Consider the following 23,847-nt stretch of genomic DNA (forward strand, 5'->3'; position numbering starts at 1 on the left):
TTCGGTCGGCCCCTCGGCGTATCCCATCAACACAGTGCGAGTTCTCCCAAATGACTCCTCAAACGTAGCTCGTCGGCATATCCCGGACCCGTGCGGCCCGCGCCGTATTCCCTTGTGATGACACCTACTGTAGGTGCCGAGTCTGTGGAGACAGCCGGAGCATCCTGTGAAAACGCTGGAATTTCAGCGGTGTGCGCCCCCTGGGTGGTGTCCCAGGGGCGCACGCTCGGGCGCTCACACCCGCATCAATCACTCAAGTCAACTCCACCGGCCCGAATCAGAAAAGAAATACCACGTCCCCCCAATCCACACCCAACCGGTCACCATCACACCCGAATCCTTCAAAAAATACCAAGAATCACCAACCCGCAACCAACCAGTCACCATCGCACCACTACCCGGATCAAAGTAATACCACGACCCACGAACCATCATCCAACCCGTGGCCATCGCACCACTGTCAGGGTTGAGGAAGAACCACGATCCGCCGCCCCTGACCCAACCGGTTGTCATGACACCTTCGGGGCTCATGTAGAACCACGATGAGCCAAGGCGCAGCCAGCCGGTGGCCATCGCTCCAGTGATCTCATCAAGGTAGAACCACGACATACCTTGCTTCACCCAGCCCACAGCCTGGGCGCCCGAAACCTGGTGGTAGAACCACGATCCCTGATCCTTGACCCAGCCAGTGCGCATGTAACCGAACTCGTCAAAGCGATAGACGGATCCGCCAATCACAAGCGTAGCGTCCTTCGGAAAGGACCCATCGGCCCGGCGATACCACCAACCACGCGCATCACTCATCCACTCGCCCTCCGCGGGAGCCGGATCCGGATTCGGAGCGGGACCCGGGTTCGGCGCGGGATCCGGGTTGGGCGCCGGATCCGGGTTGGGCGCGGGACCCGGGTTGGGAGCCGGATCCGGATTCGGAGCGGGGGCACCAGGCATCGCCAGGCGTACCACGGACGTCAGGTACGAGGCGTCACGCACCTCGACGCGCAGCGCCACATCTTCGGCTGACGGGGTCCAGGGGAAGGTCGCGGACACACCCCCAGCGCGGTCCGCTCCGGCGCTCATGTCAGTCCAGTCGCGCACCAGCGTCTCGGTGCCATCGGCACCGACCTGGAGCGCGCGCACCTGCTGAGTACCCGCGATACCACCCGTCACCGAGGCGGTGACGTCCACCGGAGAGCCAGCCGCGCCCGTGAGCGTGTACCCAGCCCCGGCCTCGGCGATGCCCGTGCCGGACAGCGTCACGGACGGCGCGGTGTAGGCGTGCAGCTGCGACACGTCGATGCCCGCAGCCTCCATGGCCGCCTTCGCGATGTTCCACGCAGCCGAGCCTTCGCCACCGGCGACGTACACCTGCGTGTCCGCCTTCTTCTCGTCGCTCAGGTCCTGCTCGAGATCCAGGCGGGTGAGCGTGGACGGCAGGACGAGGACTCGCGGTACGTCCACGCCGAAGGACACGGAGGTCATGCCCTCGCCGAAGAACGCGCTTTCGCGGCGTCCGTTCGTCGGGCGGCCATCGTAGACGAAGGAACCGTCCTCACCACCGCGCACGACGATGCGACGAGGCATCGGCACCCAGCTGCCCTCCATGCGGATCGAGCGCACCTTGGTACCGTACTCAACCATCTCCAGGGAGTTGCCCACGACGCCCGTCGAGGTCTGGACCGAATTCGGGATGACCAGCTCGGTCAGAGCCGTGCAGCCGGCGAAGGCCTCGTCGCCGATGGTCGTCACGCCTTCGGGCAGGACGACGCGCGTCACCGTCTTGTTGTTGGCGAACGCCGACGCACCGATCTCAACCGTGCCCGCGAGCACCGCGTAGTCGGTGATCGCGTTAGCCGCCGGGGAGAGCATCAGGTGCAGGCCGTCTGCCCCCGTGCGGTAGAGGACATTCTGATCGGCCGACAACACTTGATTGCCAGCGCCGACGGTCAGGGTCGCGATGTTGCGGTCGTTGTACAAAGCGGTCTCGCCGAAAGAGGTCACGCCCGCGCCCAGGTGGAACTGGGTGATACCCGTGCTGTCGGAGAATGCCTGCTCACCGACCGTGGTCACCGAATCCGGCAGGGTCACGGCCTTCATGCCCGTCCGGCTGAACCCGAAGTCTCCGATAGTCGTCAGCTTGTTCAGGTCGGAACGGAAATTGACGCCGTTCTTGGCTCCCACTCCCTCGAAGGCGCTTCCCTTAATCGTGACAGTGCCGCCCAGGTCGATGCTGTCGAGGCTGGCCGCGAGGCAGAAGGCACACGTGCCCACCGTGTCGAAGCCCTCCGGCAGGGTCAGCGCGGTGAGGGCGGAGAGGCGGAAGGCTTCATCGCCGATGGTGCGCAACGACGTCGGCAGAGTGACGGTCACGATACCCGCCTCGGCGAAGGCCTTGTTGGCGATCTCGGTCGTGCCCTCCGGGACCGTGTAGGAGCCGCCGGAGTTCTTCGCCGCCGGGTACATGATCAAACGCGCGTGGTCCTTGGAGAACAGGACGCCGTCCACGGACTCGTAGTTGGGGTTCGCGCTATCGGCCTCGACCGAGGTCAGGGCGGACGTCTCAGCGTAACCCGAGGTGATCGACTCGGCGGAGACCTTCGCGCCGAAGGACAGCGAGGTCAGAGCCTTGTTGTAGTCGATGAACTCGGCACCAATCGTCGTGACGGAACGAGGCAGGGCCAGGGTTTCCAGCGACACGTGCGCGAAGGCTCTCTCGCCGATCGACGTCAGCTGCGAGGGCGCGGCCACGTCGTCTTGGAAGGAAATTGTCTTCAGCGAGGAGTAGATGAACGCCTCGTTGCCGATGGTACGCACGGCGGCGGGGATCGTCACGTTCTCCACGGAGGAGTTCGCGAAGGCTCGCTCACCGATGTCGGTGACGCCCTCGGGGAGGACAACGTCGGTCGCACTGCCCTTGTAGGCGGTCAGCACGCCGTTCTCGTCGATCTCGAAGTCGTCGGCGTCGGCGGAGCGCACGGTCACGGGGATCTGCGCGGACTTGGTCGCGCCACCCGAGGTCACGGATGCGCTCAGCGTGCCCGTGCCGACGTGGTCGCCGCCCGTCAGCGTCGCGTTCGTCGTATCCGTGCCAGCCACAACGGTCGCCAGATCGGCGGGTTCAACACTCCAGGTCACCGCGGCACCCGCCAGGGAGGGAGCCAGGTACGCCTTCACCGAGGCCTCCTCGCCCGCCTTCACGGACAGGGAGGTCTGCTCGATCTCAATGCCGGTGTCCTCGGAGATCGTGCGCACGTGGATGGTGGCCGAGGCCGACAGAGTCGGTTGGGCAGCGTCGGTCACGGTGATCGTCGCGTCACCCGCGCCCACCGCGCTGACCTCGCCGGTGTCGCTGACGGTGGCCACGGCCTCGTCCGAGGAGGACCACACCAGGTCGGTGACGTTCGCGTTCGTCGGCTCGTACGCGGCGCTCAGCGTGACCTTCTCGCCCGCTACGACCGTGGTCTCGGCGGGCGAGAGCGTCAGGGACGTCATCGGGATGGTCTGGAAGCGCAGCTGCTGGCGGGTCTGGTTCTTACCCCAGTCCCACGCGTACAGGTAGGAGGTCGCCGGATCAGAGGAATCCGCGCGGTCGACCAGATCCTTCCAGGCGATCTCGTAGTGCTTGGAGTAGGTACCGTCGGGCTGACGGTTCGCGCCCACGGCTTCCTTCTCGTCGTAGTAGTGACGAGACGTGGGCGACTCGGAGAACGCGATACCAGCCAGCGGCGAGTTATCAGAGACGTCGAAGGACACGACGCGACCGTCCCCCTCGCCGGTCACCGCAACGTTCGAGATCGTAGGGGCCTGGGTGTCCAACGTGAACTCCCACGTCAGCTGCTGCGTCGTGGAAGAGGGCGCAACGGAGGATCCTTCGATGGTCAGCGTGTAGCGGCCGTCGGGCAGCTCGTTGCCGTCTTTGTCGAAGCCGTCGAAAACCGGGTTGTTTCCCTCCTGGCTTTCAACGGGCAGGATCGCGCCCGAGGAGTAGTTGAACAAGGACTTCTTCGCGCGCTCGAAGGTGTAGGAGCGCACGGTTTCCCCTGCCTCGTTCGTGTACGTGTAGGTCAGCTTCGGCGTGTTGCGCAGCAGGCACGTGCGCGGGAGCATCTTGTTCGGCGCTTCCTGCGCGGTCGAGCGCGACATGATGAAGTAGGCGGGGTCGACGGCGCGCACGGCGGTGGAGTCCTGGCCGTCCAGCGGGTTGAGCGCGCCCAGGGGCACGTCCGTCGCCGGGTTCATGAGGGTCGAGGAGCAGGCGTGCGCGGTGCTCGTCGTGCCGTCGTACCACTTGCCGTCGAAGATATTCGGGGCTCCCCAGGAGCCGTAGAAGCCCATGTAGGGCACCGTGAGGCCCGGCTGCCCGTCGGTGCTCGTGAAGGTGACGGCACCGTCGATGAATGTGCCCTTGGGGGCGTTGGCGTTCGCGTACGAGGCGAAGACCGCCTGAGGGGTCACCGTGACGGTTACGCTCGCGCTGGACTGAGCCGGGACGGTCACCGAGTCAGCCGAAAAAGTCAGGTCGATGCCTGCTCCCGCCCAGTTCTTCGAATGCTGCGTGAAAAGCTCGCCCTCCACGATCTCGGACAGGGCTTGGCCGCCGAGTGTGTAGGTGTGAGCGTCATCGGAGACGTTGGTTAGCTGCACCTGGAAGGTCCAACCCTCGGTCCCGTCGCCCAAGTCAGCCTTAGGACGCGACGGATTTGCCGCTCCCACCACGCTCGGGTATACGGACGAGGTCGTGGCCGCCAGCGCGTCCACCTGGCCCGCGCCGACGCGACGCGGGGAGTAGTAGGTGCCGTCTCCCTGCTCAAGGTCTACCAGAGGGTGGGCGGTTCCCATGAGGAAGTTGGAGACGAGGGAGGTCTTCTCGGAGGCAGAGAGCTTCTTGAAGGCCGGGTCCTCGTTCATGCGCTGGCGCACGAGCGTCGTGATGCCCGCCACCTGCGGGGTCGCCATCGACGTGCCGGACATCGAACGGTACTCGCCCCCCAGGACCGCGGACATGATGTTACCGCCGGGCGCGGCAAGCTCAGGCTTAAGGGTCAGGTCCGGGGTGACGCCCCACGACGTGAAGTCGGAAATCGTGGGGTTCGAGGAGGCAAGTGTGAGGCCCGCGTGGGGGTTCGTGATGGAGATGGAGTGGGAATCGGCGGCGTTGATGGCCTCGATCAGTGCGTCCTTCTCCTTCTTCGTGATGGTCACGGTCGGCATCGTGTGTGTGGACTCGATGGTCGCCACGTAGGGCGTGTCGGCGTCCTGGGAGTCGCCGAGGATGAGGGTGGCCGGCTTCGAACTCAGCTTCATGAGGCCACTGACCTTGGCCTCGTGCGTCATGTCCGCGCCGGTCACGCTGTCCGAGCCGCCGCGGTCCTCCAGGACGATGGTCGTCGAGAGGTCGCCGGGGTGTTCGGCCACCATCTTCTCCAGGGCTGCCGCGTCCCCGATGCCGCCGTAGATGACGGTGTAGGTGCCTTCCTCAATGTCGAGCAGGCTGGGCACGGAGGCGTCCTTGAGGCCGCGCGACTTGCGGTAGACGATCTGCTTGTCTCCGTAGGTCAGGTAGGGCAGGGCATCCTGGTTATTAACCGAGGCGATCGATAGGGTCGACCCGTAGGATGCGGGTTCCGAGACCGTGCCCGCGTCGGGGTCGGTCGCGTATGGCAGCCCCTTGCCGGAGTAGTTGGAGTAGGCGCTCGAGTACGAGTTACCGGCGGCCGCGTTGACGCTCACCCCGGCCTCGGCGAGGTTCTTGTAGACCTCCGCGTACACGGTCCCGGCCTCGCTGCCCCAGCCCGCGTCGTCGCCGAGGGAGAGGTTGATCGAGTCGGGCTTGATGATGACCGCGTCGTCGAGGGCGGCCAGCACGGTGCTGTCCGGGATCGAGCCGTCCTTGTCGGCGGCGACCTTCGCGACGATGATCTGGGCGTTGGGCGCAGTGCCCTGCAGGTCGGGCGCATTGGCAGCGGCGATCGCGGCAACATGCGTGCCGTGGGAGAGATCCTTGGTGGAGGTTGGCAGCACATTCGCGTCGTTGTCGGCGTAATCGAAGACGAAGGGAATCTTCTTGTTCAGGTAGGCACCCTGCTTGCCGTGGCTGAGCGTGCCGACCAGGGACTCGACGTCCTTGTGCGACAGGCGCACGGGCACGTCATCCATGGGGCCGGAGAATGCCGGGTGCGTGGATTCGATGCCCGTGTCGATGACCTCAATAACCTGCTCGTCACCCTTCTGCGAGGTCTGGTTCGCACGGGTCATCTCCAGGGAGGAGCCGTTCTTCAGGTCGGGGTTCACGGCATCGACCCCGCTCACTCCCGTGTCGCCCTCGACGACCAGCGGCTTGAGGTGGCGCTCGATGAAGGCCGCCTTGACGCCCTGCGTGGCCTTGATGGTCTCCAGCGACGAGGCCGGGGCCTGGATCGCGAAACCGTCGAAAGCCTTCGTGTAGTCGAGCATGTCCGTGACGTCCGAACCGGGCACGGATGACTCGACGGCTGTCTCGATGCGGTCCTTGACCGTCTCATGCTTCGTTGAGGTCGACAGTCCGAAGATGCGGTTATACCAGGGAATACCGACGTTGCCGTCCTCCAGTTGGACGATGATCGTCGTCGGAGTATCGTCCGCGGGTTCCGGGGTGACGCTCGCATTCTTATCCCCGGCCTCGTCCGTGGTGTCGGAGGGCGCGAGAGCACCCGATTGTGTGCCGTTCGACGAGGCCTGGGTGTCCTCGGGCGTGGGAGTACCACTATTCGGGATGACGGTGGATTGCGCTTGGTTTTCGTCATCGGCCGCAAAGGCCGTCGGCATGCTGACGGTGGTCACGGCGAGAGCGCCGGTAACGACCAGCGCCAGTGCCGTGATTGATCGATGGGACATCAGTGGCTCACTTGGTTGACAACTGGGCATAGGGCGCACGCATCGTGACAGCGCACCCGGCATCAAGGGTAGGGCCGTGAGCAGCTTCGACCTATACCTGTCCAACTTTCTTCTCACCATGTGTGAAGAGCTTTACCCCATCAGATCCATAGGGTACACTATTATAGTTTAGCATCGCCTTAGTTGCAATGCTTCTGCGCTCTTTCACCTGCTCACCCGCTCGTTCTTCTTCCCCGACGAGCCACAGCGCGAGAACGCAGAGACGGCAACCCGCCGGGAGGCCTCGAGCATCGTCACCCGTGACCAACCCGGCGGGTTCACGTGTCAGGATAGAACCGCGCCTGCGGCTCCTCCTCAGAGAATAACGGCCGTCCCCGTCGCAATCGCAGCAAGCATGCCGTTATCAGACCCGGCGGTGAAGTAGTCGACCTTCACGCCGACAACCGCGTTCGCTCCCATCGACTGCGCGCGTGCACACATCTCGTTGACGGCGGTCGCCGACGCGTTGCCGATTTCTTCCTCATACTGGGAGGCGCGTCCGCCGAACATGTTGGACAGGCTGGCACCGAAGTCCTTGAACACGTTGACGCCAGCAATCGTCTCGCCGGACACCATGCCGATGTACCGCTTAATCGGCGCACCCTCGACGGTCGGAGTCGTCACCACAAGCATCATGTTCTCCTTTGGTTAGGTTGTGATCGGACCAACATTACCCGCGTCGCCGGGCGAGCGCCACCATGTCCACCCGCGCAGGATCCTCGCGCCGCGTCGTCGGTTCCCCGCCCCTCAGCTATCCGCAAGCGGCTTGATGGGGTGGCGGATAACCGTCTTGAGTTTCTCGGGGGCGACCTTGCGCGCGTCCGACAGGTAGATCTCGTGATGGCGGCGCTCGTGCGTCAGGTCGAGCACGTAGCCTTGCTCGCGCGCGTAGGCATCCATGGCCTCGACCGTGGCGGGTTCGTCGTCATAGCTGCCGACGTGCAGGCACTGGACACACAGGCCCTCGTCGATCATGAGGTATTCGGCCCTCGAGCAGTCGATCTTCTTTTTCTCTGTCGCCTCGCGGACCGCCCAGTCGAAATCCTCGCGCGTGACGAAGTCGGGCAGGCGGATGACGGCCACCCACTGGAAGGCCTCCTTGTGGGCGTAGTCGGCACCCTCGACGCCTTCCTGCCACCAGAACCCCTCGAGCGGGGGAACGACGAAGTCGATGTAGCCGTCGATTTGGTGGGTGCCCTTCTTACTCATCTTGATTGTGTAGGAGATGGCGTAGAGAACCGAGATTGCCCGCTGGTAGGCACCATCCTCCTCATTGGGGTCACCACTGCCGCGCACGGCCACGAACGTCATGGGTGGAACCTCAACGACGCTCGGCCCCTTCTTTGGGGCGTAGAGCTCCTTGTATTCCTTCTTGTAGTCAAACGCCACGCCGACTCCTTCGCTCGGGTCACATGATATCGTGACCTCCAGCACGCACTAGTCTTCAACAGATCCACTGCACATTGTCTTGCATAACGCCATGCACAGCTGCTATACTTCCTGTCATAGCTCCCCGCCATCCTCCGGGATTGGCGGGGTTTACTCTATCCGGAGGCGTCACAATGACCGTGCGTATGGCCGTCGTCATCGACTATCAGAACGTTCACCTCACAGCCGCTCAACTCTTTCTGCCCGGCCGCCGTATCGAGGAGAGCCTGATCGACCCGTTTCGGTTCGCGAAGCAACTTGCGAAGGCACGCAACAGTGACGGCTTGCACGAGGTCGAAGTTTCTCGTGTCGAAGTATTTCGCGGATTTCCAATCCAAGCTGACGACCCAGATGGATATCGCCGGAACCTCGAACAAAAGTCGAAGTGGGAGTACGGTCATCACGGCGTGGTCTCAGTAACCCTACGACCTCTCAAATACAACTGGGAATGGTTTGATGGACGCAAAATTCCTGTCCGTTCAACACGCAGGGAAAAAGGTGTTGATGTCATGTGTGCTCTCGCACTCGTTCGACTCGCACGATCAGGAAACTACGACGTAGTTACCCTCGCATCACGAGACACAGACCTTGCCCCCGCCCTTGACGAGGCACACAAACTCCAAGCTGCGAAGATTGAAGCTGCAAAGTGGTACGACCCCTCTGACAGGAGAACATTCGGCAACATCAAAACAGATGCACGGATCTGGACAACTTCCATGAAGCGCGAGCACTTCATAGCTTCGCTAGACCCTCACGAATACCTATAAGGTCAACGACCAACTCAATGGTCTCAATACTTGAGCGACGCCATGAAGATGCACACCTACGGGGACTATGGGGACGACTCCCCCACCGTCCTGCTCGTTCACCCGATGCTGTCCTCGGCCTCGCGTATGAAGGCCGCGGTCGCCGACCACATGGGCTCGGGGCTGCGTTTCCTCATACCGGACCTGTCCGCCCACGGGGACGAGACCTCGGCCCCCTACATGTCGGCGGCGGCCGAGGCGGCGGCGATCCACGAGTGGCTGACGTCCCACGAGGTGCGTTGCCTGTCTCTGGGTTTCGGGGCGTCGCTCGGCGGGGTCGTGTTCTTCGAGCTACTGCGCTTTCCCGATCTGTCGTTCGACCGCCTCTTCATCGAAGGCGTGAGCTTCTACTCGGGAGGGCCGATCTCGAGGGCGGGCGGCGCAATCCTGAGCCGCATCATGGTCGCGAAGCACCGCAAGGCCATGCGCGATCCCGAGGCAGGAGTTCGCAAGCTCGCGCGGCTCTTCGGCGAAGAGGTCGCCCGCCCCATGGCTGAGAGCCTTGCCATAATGAGTGAGGAGAGCATTCGGGCAATCGTGCGTGACTGCTCGCGGGTCGCCCTGCCACGCCTCTCCCCCGACGTTCAGCGCCGCTGCACGTTCGCGTATGGGGAGAAAGACTCGGACCTACGACTGGCGCGGCGCACGGTTCCGCGCCTCTACCCCGGCGCAGAGCTGGTCGTGTGGCCGGGCTGGGGACACTGTGGGCGCATGAGCCGCGACTCGCGCGCCTACGGGGCGATGCTCCGGGGCTTCGCCCTGGGCTCGGCACCTACTGATCGTTCGTGAAGGAGGCGATCACGCAGGGAATTCGACCACGCACGACGCGGTAGGTGACGCCCGTGCAGCCCATGCGCTCAAAGAACGCCTGGTACGAGGCCGGATCAAAGTGCTCCTGGAAGTGCACACCGAATCGGGAGATTAGCCTCAGAAACATGGTGTGCGCGCGTTTCTTGGGAATCACGTAGGTGGGCACGATGATCGTGCCGCCCGGGCGCACGACCCGCTTGATCTCCTTGAGCGCATCGCCCGGTTCAGGCAGCAAGTGGATGACATTGCCCGCCACGACGGCATCGAACGAGTCGTCCGCGTAGTGCAAGTCGGTAATATCCGCCTGCTCGACGACGACGTGCGGGAACCGTGCGAGCTTCTTGCGTGCCTGCTTGAGCATCCCCTCGGAGTAGTCGGTCGCGACCACGGAGGCACATGTGGGGGCGATGGCTGCGGTGATCGCCCCCGTGCCGCACGCACATTCGAGCACGGTGTCACCGGGGCGGATCAACCGGGCAACGGCTGTCCCCGTCGCTGCGTACACTGCCCGGTTTGCCGTGTTGACGACGACGTCATAGAGAGGGGCGACCCGATCCCAGATCATCTTGTTCCTCCACTATCGAACAAAGTGACAGGTCAACGAAAACCTAATGATACCCGAGTTCCAGAAATGCTCGAGGTGACTGCAAGGCATCTGCCAGAAGCCCCGCCCGGGCAAGACCCACAACTTTGGCCACAGACCTTGCCTGACAGTTGATCGACCGCTCCGGATTATGCTCAATATCGGTGAATGCATCGAACATCATAACCTGCTCAACGAGCTTGTCATGACGACAGAGCGCAGACGCGTACAACCAGTCGTAAAAATAAGTCTTCGGCTCTAATGGGAATTCATGCTCAAAATACTTGAATCCAACGAGCTTTCCACTTTCCCTCAATCGCCGATCTGATTTTGCCGCACGACTCGAGGCATTGAGCAGATCAACATACGGTCCCCCATGCAGAAATACTTTTGAAGCCTGGAAAGCACATTCAACACTGCAACTTCCACGTCCTGGATGCTCAATCATCAAATTGAACGCGCTTAACTGAACGCCAAGGTCTCTTTCACTCTTGGACGACACCTCCAGAACGCGCGACGAAGGAAACCTAGCCACATACGACGCATGCAAACTCGCAATCGAACGCTGCTTCTGCTGAATAGAAGATCCAGAAAACTGCTCAAAATCCAGAGATACTTCCGAAACATACGGTTTATCAGAGTCAGGCACAAAGACAGGCCGACGAGCCATGACGAGCCCCTTTCTCGCTCAACACAGTATTCCGATCAAGGAAAGCAAAACACTCAAACTCTCCAGAATCTTCACTTCCACTGACCGCAAATGCTTTCACAATTGTTCAGTCTGCGCAACCTTGCGCGCTCATGTTACGAATTTATGCCGCACAAACAAGTCGCTTCACTCCTCTGTGAACCCATTCTGGTATCAGACTCTCTTTTTGTTCTCACACGCGTTCGCATTAGGTCGGCGCACCGAGTTCGAGGTGCGCGCGGACCGGAACGATGGCGGCGCCAATCGCGCCGGTGCAGCACGCACATTCAAGGACGCAGTCGTCGCGTGCGACCGCCTCACCCGTACCGTCGTAGTCGGCTCGGTTAAACGCGTTGCCGAAGAAGTCGTAGAGTGGGGCGACCCGATCCCAGAACATGCTCAGCAGCTCCGTGTGCTTGTGCATTGCGCGAGCCTTGAGCCGTCGCAATACCGGGAATGCTACCGCGCGCGGAGGCGGCACCGGGGCAAAACGGTGTTCTGCGCACGGAGACAAATCCGCGAGGATACACGCGGACAGGTGACGCGGATACGGATAGGTTATTCGCATGCGGATAGGCTACTAACCTATCCACGTGTCCATAACCTATCCGCGATTTCGCTTCCTATCCGCGTCATCACTCCCGAGGCCGGGCGCGCTTACTGGGAACAGCACGAGTGAACCAGCACGCCAAGGCCGTGGGCCGCGAAGCCGAGCAGACTGTAGGCCACCCCGTAGATGAGGGCGCTCGCGTTAAAGAACAGGAACATCGGTGCCAGGAAGCACACGAATGGCGCGACCAACCACAGGAGGCTGAAGCCCTCCTTCACGCCGTCCCAGGTGGCGACGCACATCGCCAGGATCGGCAGGACCACCAGCAGGATCAGGAACGCGATGCTCTTCACGGCCTCGTTCGAATCCGAGACTCGCGCGAAGCTGAACCAGAGTGCTGACACCAGCAGATAGACGCCAAAGAGCGCGACGATACGAATCCAGGTTGTTTTTGTCACCCACCTCACGGATCGATGATACATCAGTTATTCCAGAACAAACTGACTTGACACTTAGTCGCCATGAGCCGGAGTAGACGCCCTTGGACCCACGCAGCGGCGTCTAGGTTCTAGCGGGAGCCACCTCAGCATCCGGCAGATGCGCGCGCTTCTTCGAGGCTGAGTCGATACTGCTCCGCCTCTGGTTCTTCGGTGAATTCGAGGAGGTTTCCGGCGATGTCTTTGAGGGCTTCCCGAACCTCTGCGGGGGTAGCGTAGAAGAATTCGCGCCGCGCGTTGATGCGGTTGACGCGTCTGGCGGCGAAGCGGTGGTGCAGCTCAGTTTCGACGCTTACGGCATCGTCGGAGAAGAACAGGGCGTGGACATCGAAGTTGAATGGCACGGACGCGTCTCCGAGTTCGCGGACACGATCCATGGGGTCGAGGCGGCGTGTCATGCCGATCTTGACCATACGTTCGCCGAAGGACCCGATGTTCGAGATGACGTAGACATATCCGGCGCGGCTGTTGGCCTCCCGTTTGACGACGTCATTGATGCCTTCTTCGATCTCGGCGAGCTGCTGGCGCAGCTTCTCCGCTTCGGTACTGTTGCCCGCTTCCTCAACGGCTTTCAGGACATTGAGGTAGTGCTGGCGTTCTTTTTCGAGACGTTCGCGTTCGGCCCGGAGTTCCTTCTCAGCGCGCGCCTGTTCGCGTAGTCGCGCGCGCTCTTCACGCTCGGCTTCTTTCTCAGCTTTCTTAGCGTTCTGGTACTGGAGCGTGAGCTCGAGTTCCTTGATGCGCAGCCGGTGGTAGTGGAAGTTGATCTGGAGGTTGATAAGTGCACCAAGTTTAACTATCTGATCCCGGGCCCTTTCAAGTCGGTTGCGGGCAACATTCCCATTACCTGCCTTAACGGTGAGGACGCAGTTCTCCGCCTCGGCATTGTAGGCGCGGAGCATCATTTTCGCCATATCGCGCACGAACTTGCGGCCCTTCGTCTTGGAGTTGTTGAAAGTGAAGGTTTCACTCGCATCGACTGCGGCACCTGTACGGATCATTTCTTTGATCGTGGCTCGAACCTCGTCAAGCTGTTCTTTCAGCGCGACTGACGAGGCGGCGGGACTTTCGTAGTCGGTCCACCCGACATCGAGCATCTTGATGCCCTCGTCGTAGCGGATCCCGAGGGCGCGCAGCTCCTCCTTCTGCTCCACTGTCTTTGCTGTGACACGCGCGAGTTTCGCCTCGCTCCTTTCGACTTCCTTGTTGATATCGCGAAGACGCTTCTCCGCAGCTGCCTGCTCCTGAGCGAGTTGCGTGGCATACTGCGCGTGCTGCTGGTGGAGAGACGCAATAGCGGCTTCCTGCTCTTGGCGCGTCTGCTCGACAAGAGCGCGCATCCTCGTAATCTCGCCGCCACCTGCCCGCTCAATGAGGCCCGACAGCTCGGCGATGGTGCGTTGCGCGTCGTTGTACTGCTGTTCCCCAATCGCGAGTCTCTGCTGTAGTTCTGCGATTTGTTTGCCTCCGAAGATGGGCATGGCTTCTTTGCCTCCTCATACGTTGTATGACGTGATGCACCGTACCAGTGACGGTTTTCTGGGACAAGCATACCCATGAGCATGAGCATCGCCTCGTCGACAAGGCAAACGAAACTGGGGCTTGATTTTCTGGTTAAAGGACATGTCGTGTTGCTGGGGTTCGTGCTTCGTGTGCCTTGGTGTGGCTTTCTTGCTATCTGGGGCCTGCGTGATTGCCCTTCGTGAGGGCGCGTCGGGTTGCTCAGCTGGGTCACGTCGCCACAGTGCAGATCCACCGCGTACAATCCGACGAAATTAGGCCATTTTCGGTCAACGTGTCTGCACTATGGCAGCATCCAGGCACGATAAGCGGTGCGTGTGCATAGGCAGGCATAAGGTCGAGATGCGCGCAGTCCAACACCATGGCGCGCTCGCAGATACCCCTCTCGCCATGCGCTTTAACCTCCCTTGATGCGCACGCGAACCCGCTAACTGGAGCCTGGGCCTCCTTATCCGCACGTGGGCCTGCTATTCCGAGCCTGGGCAACCCCGCCCACGTGCGGAACAGACGGCCCACGTGCGGAACAGGCGGCCCACGTGCCGGACGCGTTGGTGTCGCGCGTGGCAAACCCGCAACGAATCATAGGACAGCAGCGCCAGCCTAATCCCACCACGCGCGCACACCACCACACAGACCCTTGCTACACACATCCTAGAGAACAGCCAATAGCACAGATGCGACGACTGCCAACCCAAGGAATTAACAATATTTTCCTTGCACTGAACGGGGTCAGACACTAAAATCTAGTTTATGAGTAACCTAGGACCCTATCAGGAGTTCACCACACAAGCTAAGGCAGCTGGCGGGGTGGGCGCATTACTGGACACAATCAAACGCGACGCCGTTTCAGAAGCCGCTCCTAAGTATGAACGAAGGGGCGTCATTGTTGGTGCCATAATCACGGCTGCTGCTTTTGGGATAGCAAAGCTTCTCCGTAGCAAGCAGCACGAGCGTGAACAGAACAGCAGAAACGCGAAGAAAGCTGAGAAGGCTCTCCACGCACTCACTGATTTTTCCTCACGATCAACAAACTGTGGGGAAGGAAGCAAGCCAGAGCAGATCGATACCCCAGAATCAACAGATTCCCCAAGCCAGGCTAACGACAAAGGAGTTAATGATGCCAACAGGTCCTAGCCACTATGTTATCCGCCGCGAAAATGGCCCCAGTTCACAGTGGGATGAGCCATGCCGCTGCATGATCGGTTCAGATCACGACCCCGACGGTTACACCATTTCACAGATGGACTTTGAGCGCTGGGATAGGGAGGAAGGCCGCTACCGCGCAAACCCTGATTGTCCAGTCTGCGGAGGCGATGGAGCATGTGCACTGTGCGAAGGTGACGATTAATTCTCAATTTGAATGCACAAAGCACCCTCATGCTCGGACCAGCTTTCAGCAGTTCATGAGCTACTACTGTCAACCGATAGATAAAATCCCCGGGCTTCCAGCGGAAGCCCGGGGATGGGATGTGTGGAGATGGGGGGAATCGAACCCCCGTCCAGCAGCCGGCCCCGAATTCTTCTCCGAGCGCAGTCTACGATTTTATTTCTCAGCCCCCAGCATTGCGCAGACTCACCGCTGGATAGGCTCAGTTAGTGAAGTGTCGGAGCCGCCCCACTAACATGGGCGACACCCAGTGGCTCCCTAGACGACGCCAGACACCGGGCCGGAAGCAACTCCCGGGCTGACGGACTAAAGGTTCAGGCTGCGATATCAGGCAGCGAGAACGTAGTCGGTGCGATTCTGTTCGGCACCTATTAGTTTGCACGCATCGTTTACGAGTTGAGCGTACATTCTCGGCTCGCTTCACTTCGATCGACGACCACTGTCGAAACCGATCATCCCCTATTGAGTTCTTCAACTCACCGGCAAACAGACTGCCGGGTTGGCTCTTCAACGAAATCCTAAGACTCATCGAAGAACCGCTTCCAACCGTTCGACCAGACATCCAAGAGTAACCCCGCTTACGCGAAGTTTCAACAGCTAGCGCAATGCCAGCAAACGCAAGGTTTCAGCAGAAAGCGCACCACGCACGAAGCTGGCACCCGCTACCTGTACGCTACTTGTAGTTCGGTCGCTTCGTGTAGGCGCGCATCGCGCGTTCAGCTTCACGCTTATCCTGCGCCTCGCGCAAAGACTGGCGCTTGTCCCATTCCTGCTTGCCTTTGGCCAGCGCGATCTCAACTTTGGCGCGACCGCCGATGAAGTAGAGCTCCAGTGGGACGATCGTGTAGCCCTTGGCCTGCACCTTCTGGCCGATCCGCTCAATTTCTGAGGCGTGCAGTAGCAGCTTTCGCTTCCGCGTTGGCGCATGATTGTTCCAGGAGCCCTGCGCGTACATCGGAATGTTCGCGCCGTACAGCCATGCTTCGCCGTCTTTGACCTCAATCCACGAGTCGATCAGCGACGCGCGCCCCATCCGCAGAGCTTTCACTTCGGTACCCGACAGGACAAGACCGGCTTCCCACGTATCTTCGATCAGATAGTCGTGGCGCGCCTTCTTGTTCCGCGCGATCGTCTTCTTCGCGTCCAATGCAGCTTTGCGCTTCTCACCTTCGGTCAGCTTCGGCTTCTTCCAGTCTTTCGGTATCGTTCACCTCCTTTCTTTGATTGACGAGGCCGCGCCCCGCCACTCAAGGCGTTAATTCTAACGCGTCCGAGGGCAGGGGTCTTGCTCAAGCCTCGTAAAATGCCAGTATCAATGGAAGGCGGGGACAAGCTGAGCTTGTCCCCGCCTTCCGACTCAGCCAATCATCAGATCATCGAGCCACATTGGCTTACAAGTACCCCATCGGGTCAACGTTCACGCCGTTCTGCAGAACACCGAAGTGCAGGTGGCAACCGGTGACATAGCCGGTCATGCCGACCTCGCCAAGCACTGTTCCGGCACTAACCGACTGTCCGGGCGAAACATAGATGCGTTGCATGTGCAGGTATTCGGTGATCACGGAGTTACCGCCGAGCATTCCGTGGTTCACGTCCACGTAGTTGTCGGCAGAGATACTGCTTGAAACATCCAGAACAACGCCGGTGATTGCCGTGCGCGTCTTGTCGTCGATGAACGAAGAAAAGCGCGCATCATCCAAAATCTGCGTATTCAGCGTGTCCACCAATTGCGCGATCGACAGGGTCTGACCAGCGGTTTCACCCCGATCTGTTGCCGTTTGCGCGCCGTGAATCAGGTAGGCAAGCGCGACGTGGTTCGTATCGAGCGAGCGACTTGAAGCGGTAAGCGCCGAAAGCTGTCCCAGCAGGGTCGTCATCTGAGTTGGGTGGCTTCAGGTGGTGGGTGCAGCGCCTTGAGTGTGTGGGGTGGTTGCTGTGGTGTTTCGCCGTTCTGGTGAGGTGCGGGATCTCGTTTTCGGTCTGTTGGTCCAGGGGGTGGCGGTCCGTCAAGTGCACAGGCGTGCGGGCGTGGCGGTCTGCACGATTCGCGGCTGAGCCAAGGATTGGGGGATGACGTTTCGTACAGGCCCTGTTGGTGGGTGGAATGGGTGTCCTGATCCGAGAATCGTCGCGGGGTTGACCCGAGGCGAGGGGCACGGGGCCCGCTTGACGATGGGGGCCGTCAGCTCATCGAGTTCTTACACCCTCAAGGACTGTCATTACGGACCATCGCCGCTCAGGTGGGAGCGTCGGCCTCGACGGTTAAACGCGAGGTGGATCGGATGCCGGGCGCGTATCAGGCGGCGCGAGCCCACGAACAGGCCAAGCACCTTGCGGCGCGCCCCAAAGGGTTGAAGATCGAGGATCCACAGCTCCGGTCTTTCGTGGTTGCCAAGCTCAACGAACACTGGCCCCCCTGCCAGATCGCGGCCGCCTGGATGCACGAGCCCGACAATGGGGGCATGACGATCAGCGCCGAAACCATCTACCAGGCCCTCTACGTACACGGGCATGCAAACCTGCGTCACGAACTCAAAGTAGAGAAAACCTTGCGCTCGGGACGCACGAGCCGCAAACCACGCTCCAAGCTCACTGTTGCCCGTTCGTCAGGCAAGTCGTGGGTCGAGGGCGCCAGGATCACCGATCGGCCCGAGGAAGCCGAAGGGCACCTCGGCCCAGGCCATTAGGAATGGTGATCTGATCATCAGGAAGAACTCCAAGAGCGCGACCATCACTCTTGTCGAACGCACCACCGAGTACTTGCTGTTGCGGCCTTTGCCCCTCTCGCACGACGCCGATACCATAGTCGAGACTCTGACCGACATGATCGCCGACCTACCCCAGGATCTGCGGCGCACGCTGACCTGGGATCAGGGAGCCGAGATAGCCAAAACCAAAGAGTTGACGAAGAAGACAACGATCAATGTCTACTTCGCCGACCCGCACTCTCCCTGGCAGCGCGGCTCCAACAAGAACATGAACGGCCTTTTGCGCGACTACTTCCCCAAAGGCACCGACCTGGGCACCTACCCGCCCGAAGACCTTCGAAGAAGCCCAACGCCAACTCAACACCCGACCCCACCAACGATTCAACTGAAAACCCCCGCCAAACCCATAGAACAATTACCCCACAACTACGCCGTTGCACTCACCACTTGAAACCGCCGTTCACAGATGTAGCGGTGGGTGTAGGCCCGCCCCTCGGTCTGGAGGAGGCGAATAGGAGCGTCTAGATGTCGCGCTCTCGTTCCAGGGCGCTCGCGTCGGTACGGATCCGCGTTGAGGACGGTGTCGACAACCTCTCAGTAGAGGCCGAGAAGGAGTGGCTACGCGATGCAGACCGAGTTGCGCGTCCACAACGGAAGACCGCGAACACCGCGAAGTAGACGAGCAGAGTCTTCGACATCCGCGCCCGTACGCGCGCCTTGAGGGCATCAATTACTCTTCTCGCATCCTTACACGCGGCAAGCGTGATCCGGACCTCACACTCGAGGTTGCGCGGTTCGCAGACAGCCCTGTACGCTAATGCAATTCATTCTCATTATCGCCAGAAGGTTCATCATGCGCGCCACCCACCGCGGGATTCATCCCCTCCTCGCCCTGTTCACCGCGCTCCTCACCCTCGCGCTCTTTGCTACGCCAACGATCGCCGCGCCCTTGGCGCACGCAGTCCCGTTAGAAACGACCTCTCTCACGGAGTACGCCTCCGACGCCTCCGGCTCGACCAACGCTGAGGCCGCACCCTCGTCCCCCGGAGCGCCCGACGATCCCGAGCACCTGCCCGGAGAGGCTGGCTACGGGGACCTCGTGCCCGCCGACCTCACGGTTCCTGCGGGCTCGCCCGGCGCTGACCCGGAGGCGACCCCTGGGCCCGACGGCCGCGTTCCCCACGTGTGCGCTGGCCGCAAGCTCCTCCACCACGCGCATGTTGACGCCGCCTACGTCACCCGTGTCGACGAGATCTTCACCGTTACTGTTGTCGACGGGCGCAAAGTCGTCAAGGACCCAAACTCCGTCTGCGTCCGACTCGCCCCCGACGCGCGTGTCTCCGACTCCCAGGAGGTCTCGCGCATGGTCGTCCCCTCGGGCGGCCTCTTCGACTTCATTGGCAAGCCCGGCGACATTGTCTGGCGTGCCCCCCAGGAGCAGATCGACAACTGGCGTCCCGTCTGGGCTGGCATCGGTGCCTTCGACACGGCGCACGAGGTCGCCCAGCCCGAGGGGATCCTTCTTGACGAGGTGAAGCTCTCGATCGCAAATTCCTCCGGGCCCGGAGCCGTCGAGGTGTGGCGCACCATCGGCACGAACTCCCTGAGTCGAGGGCTCTCTTCCGACCCCTCGCTCGCGCCGCTCTCCCTCCAGGCTGGCTCCCACGGCCACTGGAACTGGACCTTCTCGAAAGCGGGCGTCTACCGGCTCGACATGGTTGCCTCCTACACGTCCACCTGGTCCCAGAGAGCCGTTAATTCCTTGCCCTCGACCATCACGTGGCTCGTCGGCTCCGATGACGAGGTCGGTCTGCCCGAAGGCACCACAACCTCCCTCACTCCGATCGGAACGACTGCCGAGCAGATGAAGGAGAAGATGATCGCTTCCGGCGAACTCTCCACCGAGGAGACGCCCGCCGAGCCCGAGCCCCCCTTCACCCAGGCCGAGGCCCGTAAGCAGATCGAAGCGCTCTTCGGCTCTACTGCGAAGGCGCCAGCCTCACCCTCCTCCCCCGCCCACTACGTCTACAAGGGGACCTTCAAAGACGATGTGCGGGCTGGCGTGCCGATCAAGCGGGTGACCCTCGAGGTGAACGCGAACGGCAAGTCGATCCCCGGGGAACCGATCCTCGAAATCCCCGACTCACTCAAGCAGACGACCGCCGACGGCGACCGCTGGGTCCTGCCTGCCTCCGGTGAGCACGGATCGCTCGGATTCGACTTCACCCAAATGCCCGCCGATCTGCGCTCCGGGCCAGCCGTTTACTCCATCGACACCTTCGACGGCCCCAAGGGCAGCCGCTACATCGCGGGGACCGTCACCGACGGGGCGATGAACGTCACCCTCGATACGACGCGCGACCCCAACCGCGGCTTCACCGTCGATGCAGCCGCAGTTCCCCTCGCCCACGTCTTCACGAAGCCAGGCGTCTACGCCGTCGGTTTCAACATCGAGACGCGCGACAAGGACGGGAACTTCTCCTACAAGTCCCGCTCCGCTCACTTCGTCGTCGGCGACGCCGCGATCTCGGCGCTGCGCGCGATCACCGCGGAGAACAACGGCGAGGCACCCTCACCCTCACCCTCTCCAAACCCTGCGGATCCGGATGCCGATGCGCCACCGAGCGGTGGCGTTCAGCCCGGCAATCCCTCGATACCCGATCCTGCCAACCCGTCCGCCCCTTCCCGTCCCGGCGACTCGGCGATCCACATCATCACCGAAGGTCACATGGATCAGGCGATGTCCCTGAAGGACGGGAAGGCGGAGGTCTTCGTCGACGACACCGCCGACCCGCGCCACCCCGTCCACCGCGCCTCCGGAACCTTCGCCTACGCCGTCCCCGACTCGACGCACGCGAAGATCCCCGCCGGCGCGAAGGGCTACAGCGAACTCGCCGCTGCGGCGCCCGAAGGTGTGTGGAGTCTGCCCGAGACCCAGCTCGAGGGCATCCCCTGGGTCGGCTTCTCAACCCAGCGGGTCGACTACTCGCAGCTCTCAAGCAAGGGCGTCGAGGTCGCGATGAGGAACTTCACCGGCCCCGGTCGCCTCGTCACCGGTAACTCCTCCCTCTTCGAGGGATTCACGCCCCGACTCGACTCGATGAAGCCCGACATGGTCCTCCGCTACCTCTTTGGATCACACGACCACCAGGCCTTCTACTTCACGAAGCCCGGGCGCTACTCGACCGACTTTGTCTACACCGCGCACCTCGCTGACGGCTCCACCATCGAGAAGACCCTCCATGTGATCTTCCTCGTCGGCGACGACGCCATCAAGAGGGGCGCTGAGCCGGATCCCTCGCCTGAGCCGAACCCCACGCCTGAGCCGGATCCCTCGCCTGAGCCGAACCCCTCGCCCGCACCGAACCCGAACAACGGTGCGCAGCGGCCCGGCCAGCCCGCGCCCGCTCCGGGCACCTCCCCGTCAACCGGATCACCGTCCACGGGCTCCCCCTCAGCAAGCGCGAGCGCCCCGGCCTCGCCGATCGGGAACCCGACCGCGGCCGCCGCGCGCCTCGCCGAGGGTGCCGGGCAGACCGGAACCCCGGTAACCGGTGGGTCGACCGTATCCGGCTCGCTAGTGTCGTCAAACTCGGCGACTGGCGCGGGGTCAACGAGCTCCGACTCCGGCGTATCGGGCGCTTCCAGCGCCGACGACTCCCAGTCGAGCGGCGTCGCGGGTCTGGACTTCGCGGACTCCTCACAGTCAGGAGCGCCCACGACGCGGGCGCTCACCAAGCCCGCTACCCCCGTGAGCGCCCTGCTCAATCCTGAGCGCGGTTCCGCCTCGTACGGGAGCGGCTCGAACTGGTGGCAGTGGATCCTCGTAGGGATCGGTGGTAGCGGACTCGTCGGGGCGGGCGCCTGGGCGCTTCTCCTGCGCAGGCGGTAAACGGCTGCGCAAGTAGAGTTCGCTGACACGTCTCCCGGATCAGCTACCCAGCCCGTGACTGAGTGAAATGTGAGCGCCGAGCGGCGGCCCGGACCTTCCCGGTTCGAGCCGTCGCTTCGTCGTCTACTTCTTCGTTTGCGCCTCTGTCTACTTCTTCATCCGAACGAGCCGCTGGCGAACTTGACGCTGGCGCCGAGTTTGACTTTGAGTCTGACTTTGGCGCTGACTCTGACTTTGGCACTGGCAAAGCCTCCACCAGCCTCCGTGTTCCCCAAGCAACACCGGCTCTCCTTCGGACGTGCTTCTCCCGAAGCATTTCAGCCGTCGCGCGTGAAATTAAGCCCGTCCCGTAGTGGCCGTGGGCAACGTCCTCCAACATCGCAACCGCTCCATCGGCACCCCAAAGAAAAAGCATGTGCCGTCATAGCGAATGAGGTGCCAACCGAGCCGCTCAGGAGTCGCGAGAGGCGCCAGCGAGCACCACAGCCCGGTGCCTCCTCCCGAACCCGCAAATGCGCACACTGTCTCGGCTCCATCGGCGCTCCGTCCGCAGGCCCCTTTGGAAAACAGGCAGCTCATCGACCTGATGAGTCTGAGGCTTACGAGGAACTGTACGCGTTCTTGCGGGCGAACCGTCCGAGAAGGTCATGCGCGGGCGTCATCGGCTACAACCCCAAATACCAAGACGGATCCCGCCATGGTGGAACGAACACTGCCTCCAACAAGCAATAATAGAAAACAAGGTAAACGGGCTCTTCATAGTTGAGTGTGGGTGGAGGCGTCTAGGCCTCCTGCGATGAGGAGCATTCGGAGTTGGTAGTTGGTGGGGTTGCGGTAGCCTCTGGCGGTGCGTCTGCCTAGTTCGATGATTCCGTTGATGGCTTCGGTGGGCCCGTTGCTGGCTCCGCCGGTATCAAAGTAGGCCAAGAATGCGTCCTTCCACTTGCGTAGGGTCCGGCCCAGGCGAGCGATCTCGGGGATGGGACAGGCTGGTAGGCTCTCGATGAGACGAACGGCCAGGCGTTGGCCTTGGGCGGGTGTGTCTTGATGGAAGACCTCGCGCACTTGCTGGGTGAGCAGGTAGGCGACTTCAACACTGATATGCGCCTCATCTGCCACGAAGGCCTCACGGAGGCGTTCCTTTTGACGCTTCGTGAGCCGATCACGCGAGGCGCGCAAAAGAAGCCGGATCTGATAGAGGGGATCACCCTTGCGCCCGCGGTGACCGGTCGTGTCTTGCTGGACGCGGCGACGCACCTCACCTGGGGCGTCGCCAGCGAGCTTGACAATATGGAAGGCATCGAGGACGCTGGTGGCGTCTTGGAGCTGGTCATCGATGGCGTTCTTGCTGTCCCTGGAAGGGATCCAGTGTCGCGATTTGCACCCCTGCACGGAAGTCTTCTCCGCGCTCTTCTAGCCAGTTCTTGTACACGGTGCCAGACCTTCCTGGGACCAGGTCCAACAACCTTGCCGTGGGATGATCCTCCCCGCGTGTCAGGTCCACGATGCCGGTGAACTCACGGGGCCCTCGTCGGCGTCGGTCCTGGTGATGCCACACTTGCTCATCAACCCCCAGTACCCGCACGCCTGCGAAACGGGCGGGGTCATCAGATGCGGCTTGCAGGCACGGCTTGATGTGGGACCACACGGTATTCCACGTGGTTCCTAACTGGCGGGCCAGGCCCGAGATAGTGGCTCCCTCGAAGCGCAACTGTCGGATCGCCCAGCGGATCGCCCGCACACCCAAACGCGCTCTGGGAGCACACCGAGTGGTTCTGCTCAGTGAAAGTCGCGATCTGGCAGGTGTGTTCGCGGCATATCCATCGGCGCTTGTGCCACCGGATCCTTGTCGGAATCCCGGCCCAGGGCGCGTCAATCACTTCCACCACCATGCGCCCGTGGCCTTGTGCGATCACCCCGCAACCAGGGCAGCCCGCCAGCTGGTTGCACGACTCAACATCGAGCACCAGGGCCCCTGGGGTGCGAGCCACGCTCATCAGATGGAAGCCCTCCAAACCGACGAGCAGATCACACCGATCACAACGATCAAGCGACGCACAGCAGCAGG

Annotated in this window: 15 protein-coding genes, 1 other RNA gene and 2 pseudogenes; 6 read left to right on the forward strand and 12 right to left on the reverse strand. The window is 61.9% G+C overall.

Translation table 11 applies throughout. The annotated features are described in order from the left end of the window. Positions 1 to 258: 258 nt before the first annotated feature. The 3 genes from HMPREF1136_RS01850 to HMPREF1136_RS01860 all read right to left on the reverse strand — a co-directional run bounded on the left by HMPREF1136_RS01850 (position 259) and on the right by HMPREF1136_RS01860 (position 8,298). Positions 259 to 6,870 (reverse strand): leucine-rich repeat protein, encoded by a 6,612-nt coding sequence (locus HMPREF1136_RS01850; RefSeq protein WP_009647615.1) that lies wholly within the window; start codon positions 6,868 to 6,870, stop codon positions 259 to 261. Positions 6,871 to 7,224: 354 nt separating this feature from the next. Beyond that, on the reverse strand, positions 7,225 to 7,542 hold the full coding sequence (locus HMPREF1136_RS01855; RefSeq protein WP_009647617.1) for a YbjQ family protein: 318 nt from the start codon (positions 7,540 to 7,542) through the stop codon (positions 7,225 to 7,227). A gap of 114 nt (positions 7,543 to 7,656) precedes the next feature. Beyond that, positions 7,657 to 8,298, reverse strand: a complete 642-nt coding sequence (locus tag HMPREF1136_RS01860; RefSeq protein WP_009647614.1) for a GyrI-like domain-containing protein — start codon at positions 8,296 to 8,298, stop codon at positions 7,657 to 7,659. 185 nt (positions 8,299 to 8,483) lie between these two features. On the opposite strand from HMPREF1136_RS01860, the gene HMPREF1136_RS10480 reads away from it, so the two are divergent. Both HMPREF1136_RS10480 and HMPREF1136_RS01870 read left to right on the forward strand, forming a co-directional pair. Continuing rightward, positions 8,484 to 9,104: an NYN domain-containing protein gene (locus HMPREF1136_RS10480; RefSeq protein WP_232204152.1), complete on the forward strand. Its 621-nt coding sequence runs from the start codon at positions 8,484 to 8,486 to the stop codon at positions 9,102 to 9,104. 30 nt (positions 9,105 to 9,134) lie between these two features. Further along, positions 9,135 to 9,932, forward strand: coding sequence for an alpha/beta fold hydrolase (locus HMPREF1136_RS01870; protein WP_232204153.1), 798 nt, complete (start codon positions 9,135 to 9,137; stop codon positions 9,930 to 9,932). Here HMPREF1136_RS01870 and HMPREF1136_RS01875 read toward each other — a convergent pair. The 5 genes from HMPREF1136_RS01875 to HMPREF1136_RS01890 form a co-directional block, all read right to left on the reverse strand. Next, positions 9,916 to 10,518, reverse strand: a complete 603-nt coding sequence (locus tag HMPREF1136_RS01875) for a class I SAM-dependent methyltransferase (RefSeq protein WP_009647626.1) — start codon at positions 10,516 to 10,518, stop codon at positions 9,916 to 9,918. The two genes, HMPREF1136_RS01870 and HMPREF1136_RS01875, sit on opposite strands and share 17 nt — an antisense overlap. Before the next feature lie 43 nt (positions 10,519 to 10,561). Next, positions 10,562 to 11,206 carry a DarT1-associated NADAR antitoxin family protein gene (locus tag HMPREF1136_RS10485; protein ID WP_083836195.1) on the reverse strand — a complete coding sequence of 215 codons (645 nt, stop codon included), beginning with the start codon at positions 11,204 to 11,206 and terminating at the stop codon, positions 10,562 to 10,564. A gap of 226 nt (positions 11,207 to 11,432) precedes the next feature. Beyond that, a complete protein-coding gene (locus HMPREF1136_RS01880; RefSeq protein WP_009647620.1) occupies positions 11,433 to 11,648 on the reverse strand; it encodes a hypothetical protein in 216 nt (71 codons plus the stop codon). Positions 11,649 to 11,881: 233 nt separating this feature from the next. Continuing rightward, positions 11,882 to 12,241 carry a hypothetical protein gene (locus HMPREF1136_RS01885; RefSeq protein ID WP_034504450.1) on the reverse strand — a complete coding sequence of 120 codons (360 nt, stop codon included), beginning with the start codon at positions 12,239 to 12,241 and terminating at the stop codon, positions 11,882 to 11,884. A 116-nt stretch (positions 12,242 to 12,357) separates the two neighbouring features. Then, a complete protein-coding gene (locus HMPREF1136_RS01890; RefSeq protein ID WP_009647625.1) occupies positions 12,358 to 13,752 on the reverse strand; it encodes a DUF4041 domain-containing protein in 1,395 nt (464 codons plus the stop codon). A gap of 790 nt (positions 13,753 to 14,542) precedes the next feature. On the opposite strand from HMPREF1136_RS01890, the gene HMPREF1136_RS10815 reads away from it, so the two are divergent. Further along, positions 14,543 to 14,926, forward strand: coding sequence for a hypothetical protein (locus tag HMPREF1136_RS10815; RefSeq protein ID WP_156791820.1), 384 nt, complete (start codon positions 14,543 to 14,545; stop codon positions 14,924 to 14,926). A 335-nt stretch (positions 14,927 to 15,261) separates the two neighbouring features. On the opposite strand, the gene ssrA is transcribed toward HMPREF1136_RS10815, so the two are convergent. The 3 genes and pseudogenes from ssrA to HMPREF1136_RS10495 all read right to left on the reverse strand — a co-directional run. Beyond that, positions 15,262 to 15,639, reverse strand: a transfer-messenger RNA (tmRNA) gene (ssrA, locus tag HMPREF1136_RS10490). Between the two features lie 213 nt (positions 15,640 to 15,852). Next, positions 15,853 to 16,383, reverse strand: coding sequence for an SsrA-binding protein SmpB (gene smpB / locus HMPREF1136_RS01895; RefSeq protein WP_034504448.1), 531 nt, complete (start codon positions 16,381 to 16,383; stop codon positions 15,853 to 15,855). A gap of 187 nt (positions 16,384 to 16,570) precedes the next feature. Then, positions 16,571 to 16,825, reverse strand: a pseudogene (locus tag HMPREF1136_RS10495) (M23 family metallopeptidase); the annotation flags it as partial. A 543-nt stretch (positions 16,826 to 17,368) separates the two neighbouring features. Here HMPREF1136_RS10495 and HMPREF1136_RS10820 point away from each other — a divergent pair. The 3 genes from HMPREF1136_RS10820 to HMPREF1136_RS01910 all read left to right on the forward strand — a co-directional run bounded on the left by HMPREF1136_RS10820 (position 17,369) and on the right by HMPREF1136_RS01910 (position 21,779). Further along, positions 17,369 to 17,866, forward strand: a complete 498-nt coding sequence (locus tag HMPREF1136_RS10820) for a hypothetical protein (RefSeq protein WP_156791821.1) — start codon at positions 17,369 to 17,371, stop codon at positions 17,864 to 17,866. Next, positions 17,775 to 18,338, forward strand: a complete 564-nt coding sequence (locus HMPREF1136_RS10500; RefSeq protein ID WP_198002799.1) for an IS30 family transposase — start codon at positions 17,775 to 17,777, stop codon at positions 18,336 to 18,338. The genes HMPREF1136_RS10820 and HMPREF1136_RS10500 overlap by 92 nt, the downstream gene beginning before the upstream one ends. Before the next feature lie 402 nt (positions 18,339 to 18,740). After that, complete coding sequence (locus HMPREF1136_RS01910; RefSeq protein ID WP_009647612.1) at positions 18,741 to 21,779, forward strand: choice-of-anchor M domain-containing protein; 3,039 nt, start codon at positions 18,741 to 18,743, stop codon at positions 21,777 to 21,779. 756 nt (positions 21,780 to 22,535) lie between these two features. Here the strand turns inward: HMPREF1136_RS01910 and HMPREF1136_RS11460 are convergent. Next, positions 22,536 to 23,847 (reverse strand): annotated as a pseudogene (locus HMPREF1136_RS11460) (ISL3 family transposase); the annotation flags it as partial.

It is taken from the genome of Actinomyces sp. ICM47, from assembly GCF_000278725.1.
Classification (GTDB): Bacteria; Actinomycetota; Actinomycetes; order Actinomycetales; family Actinomycetaceae; genus Pauljensenia.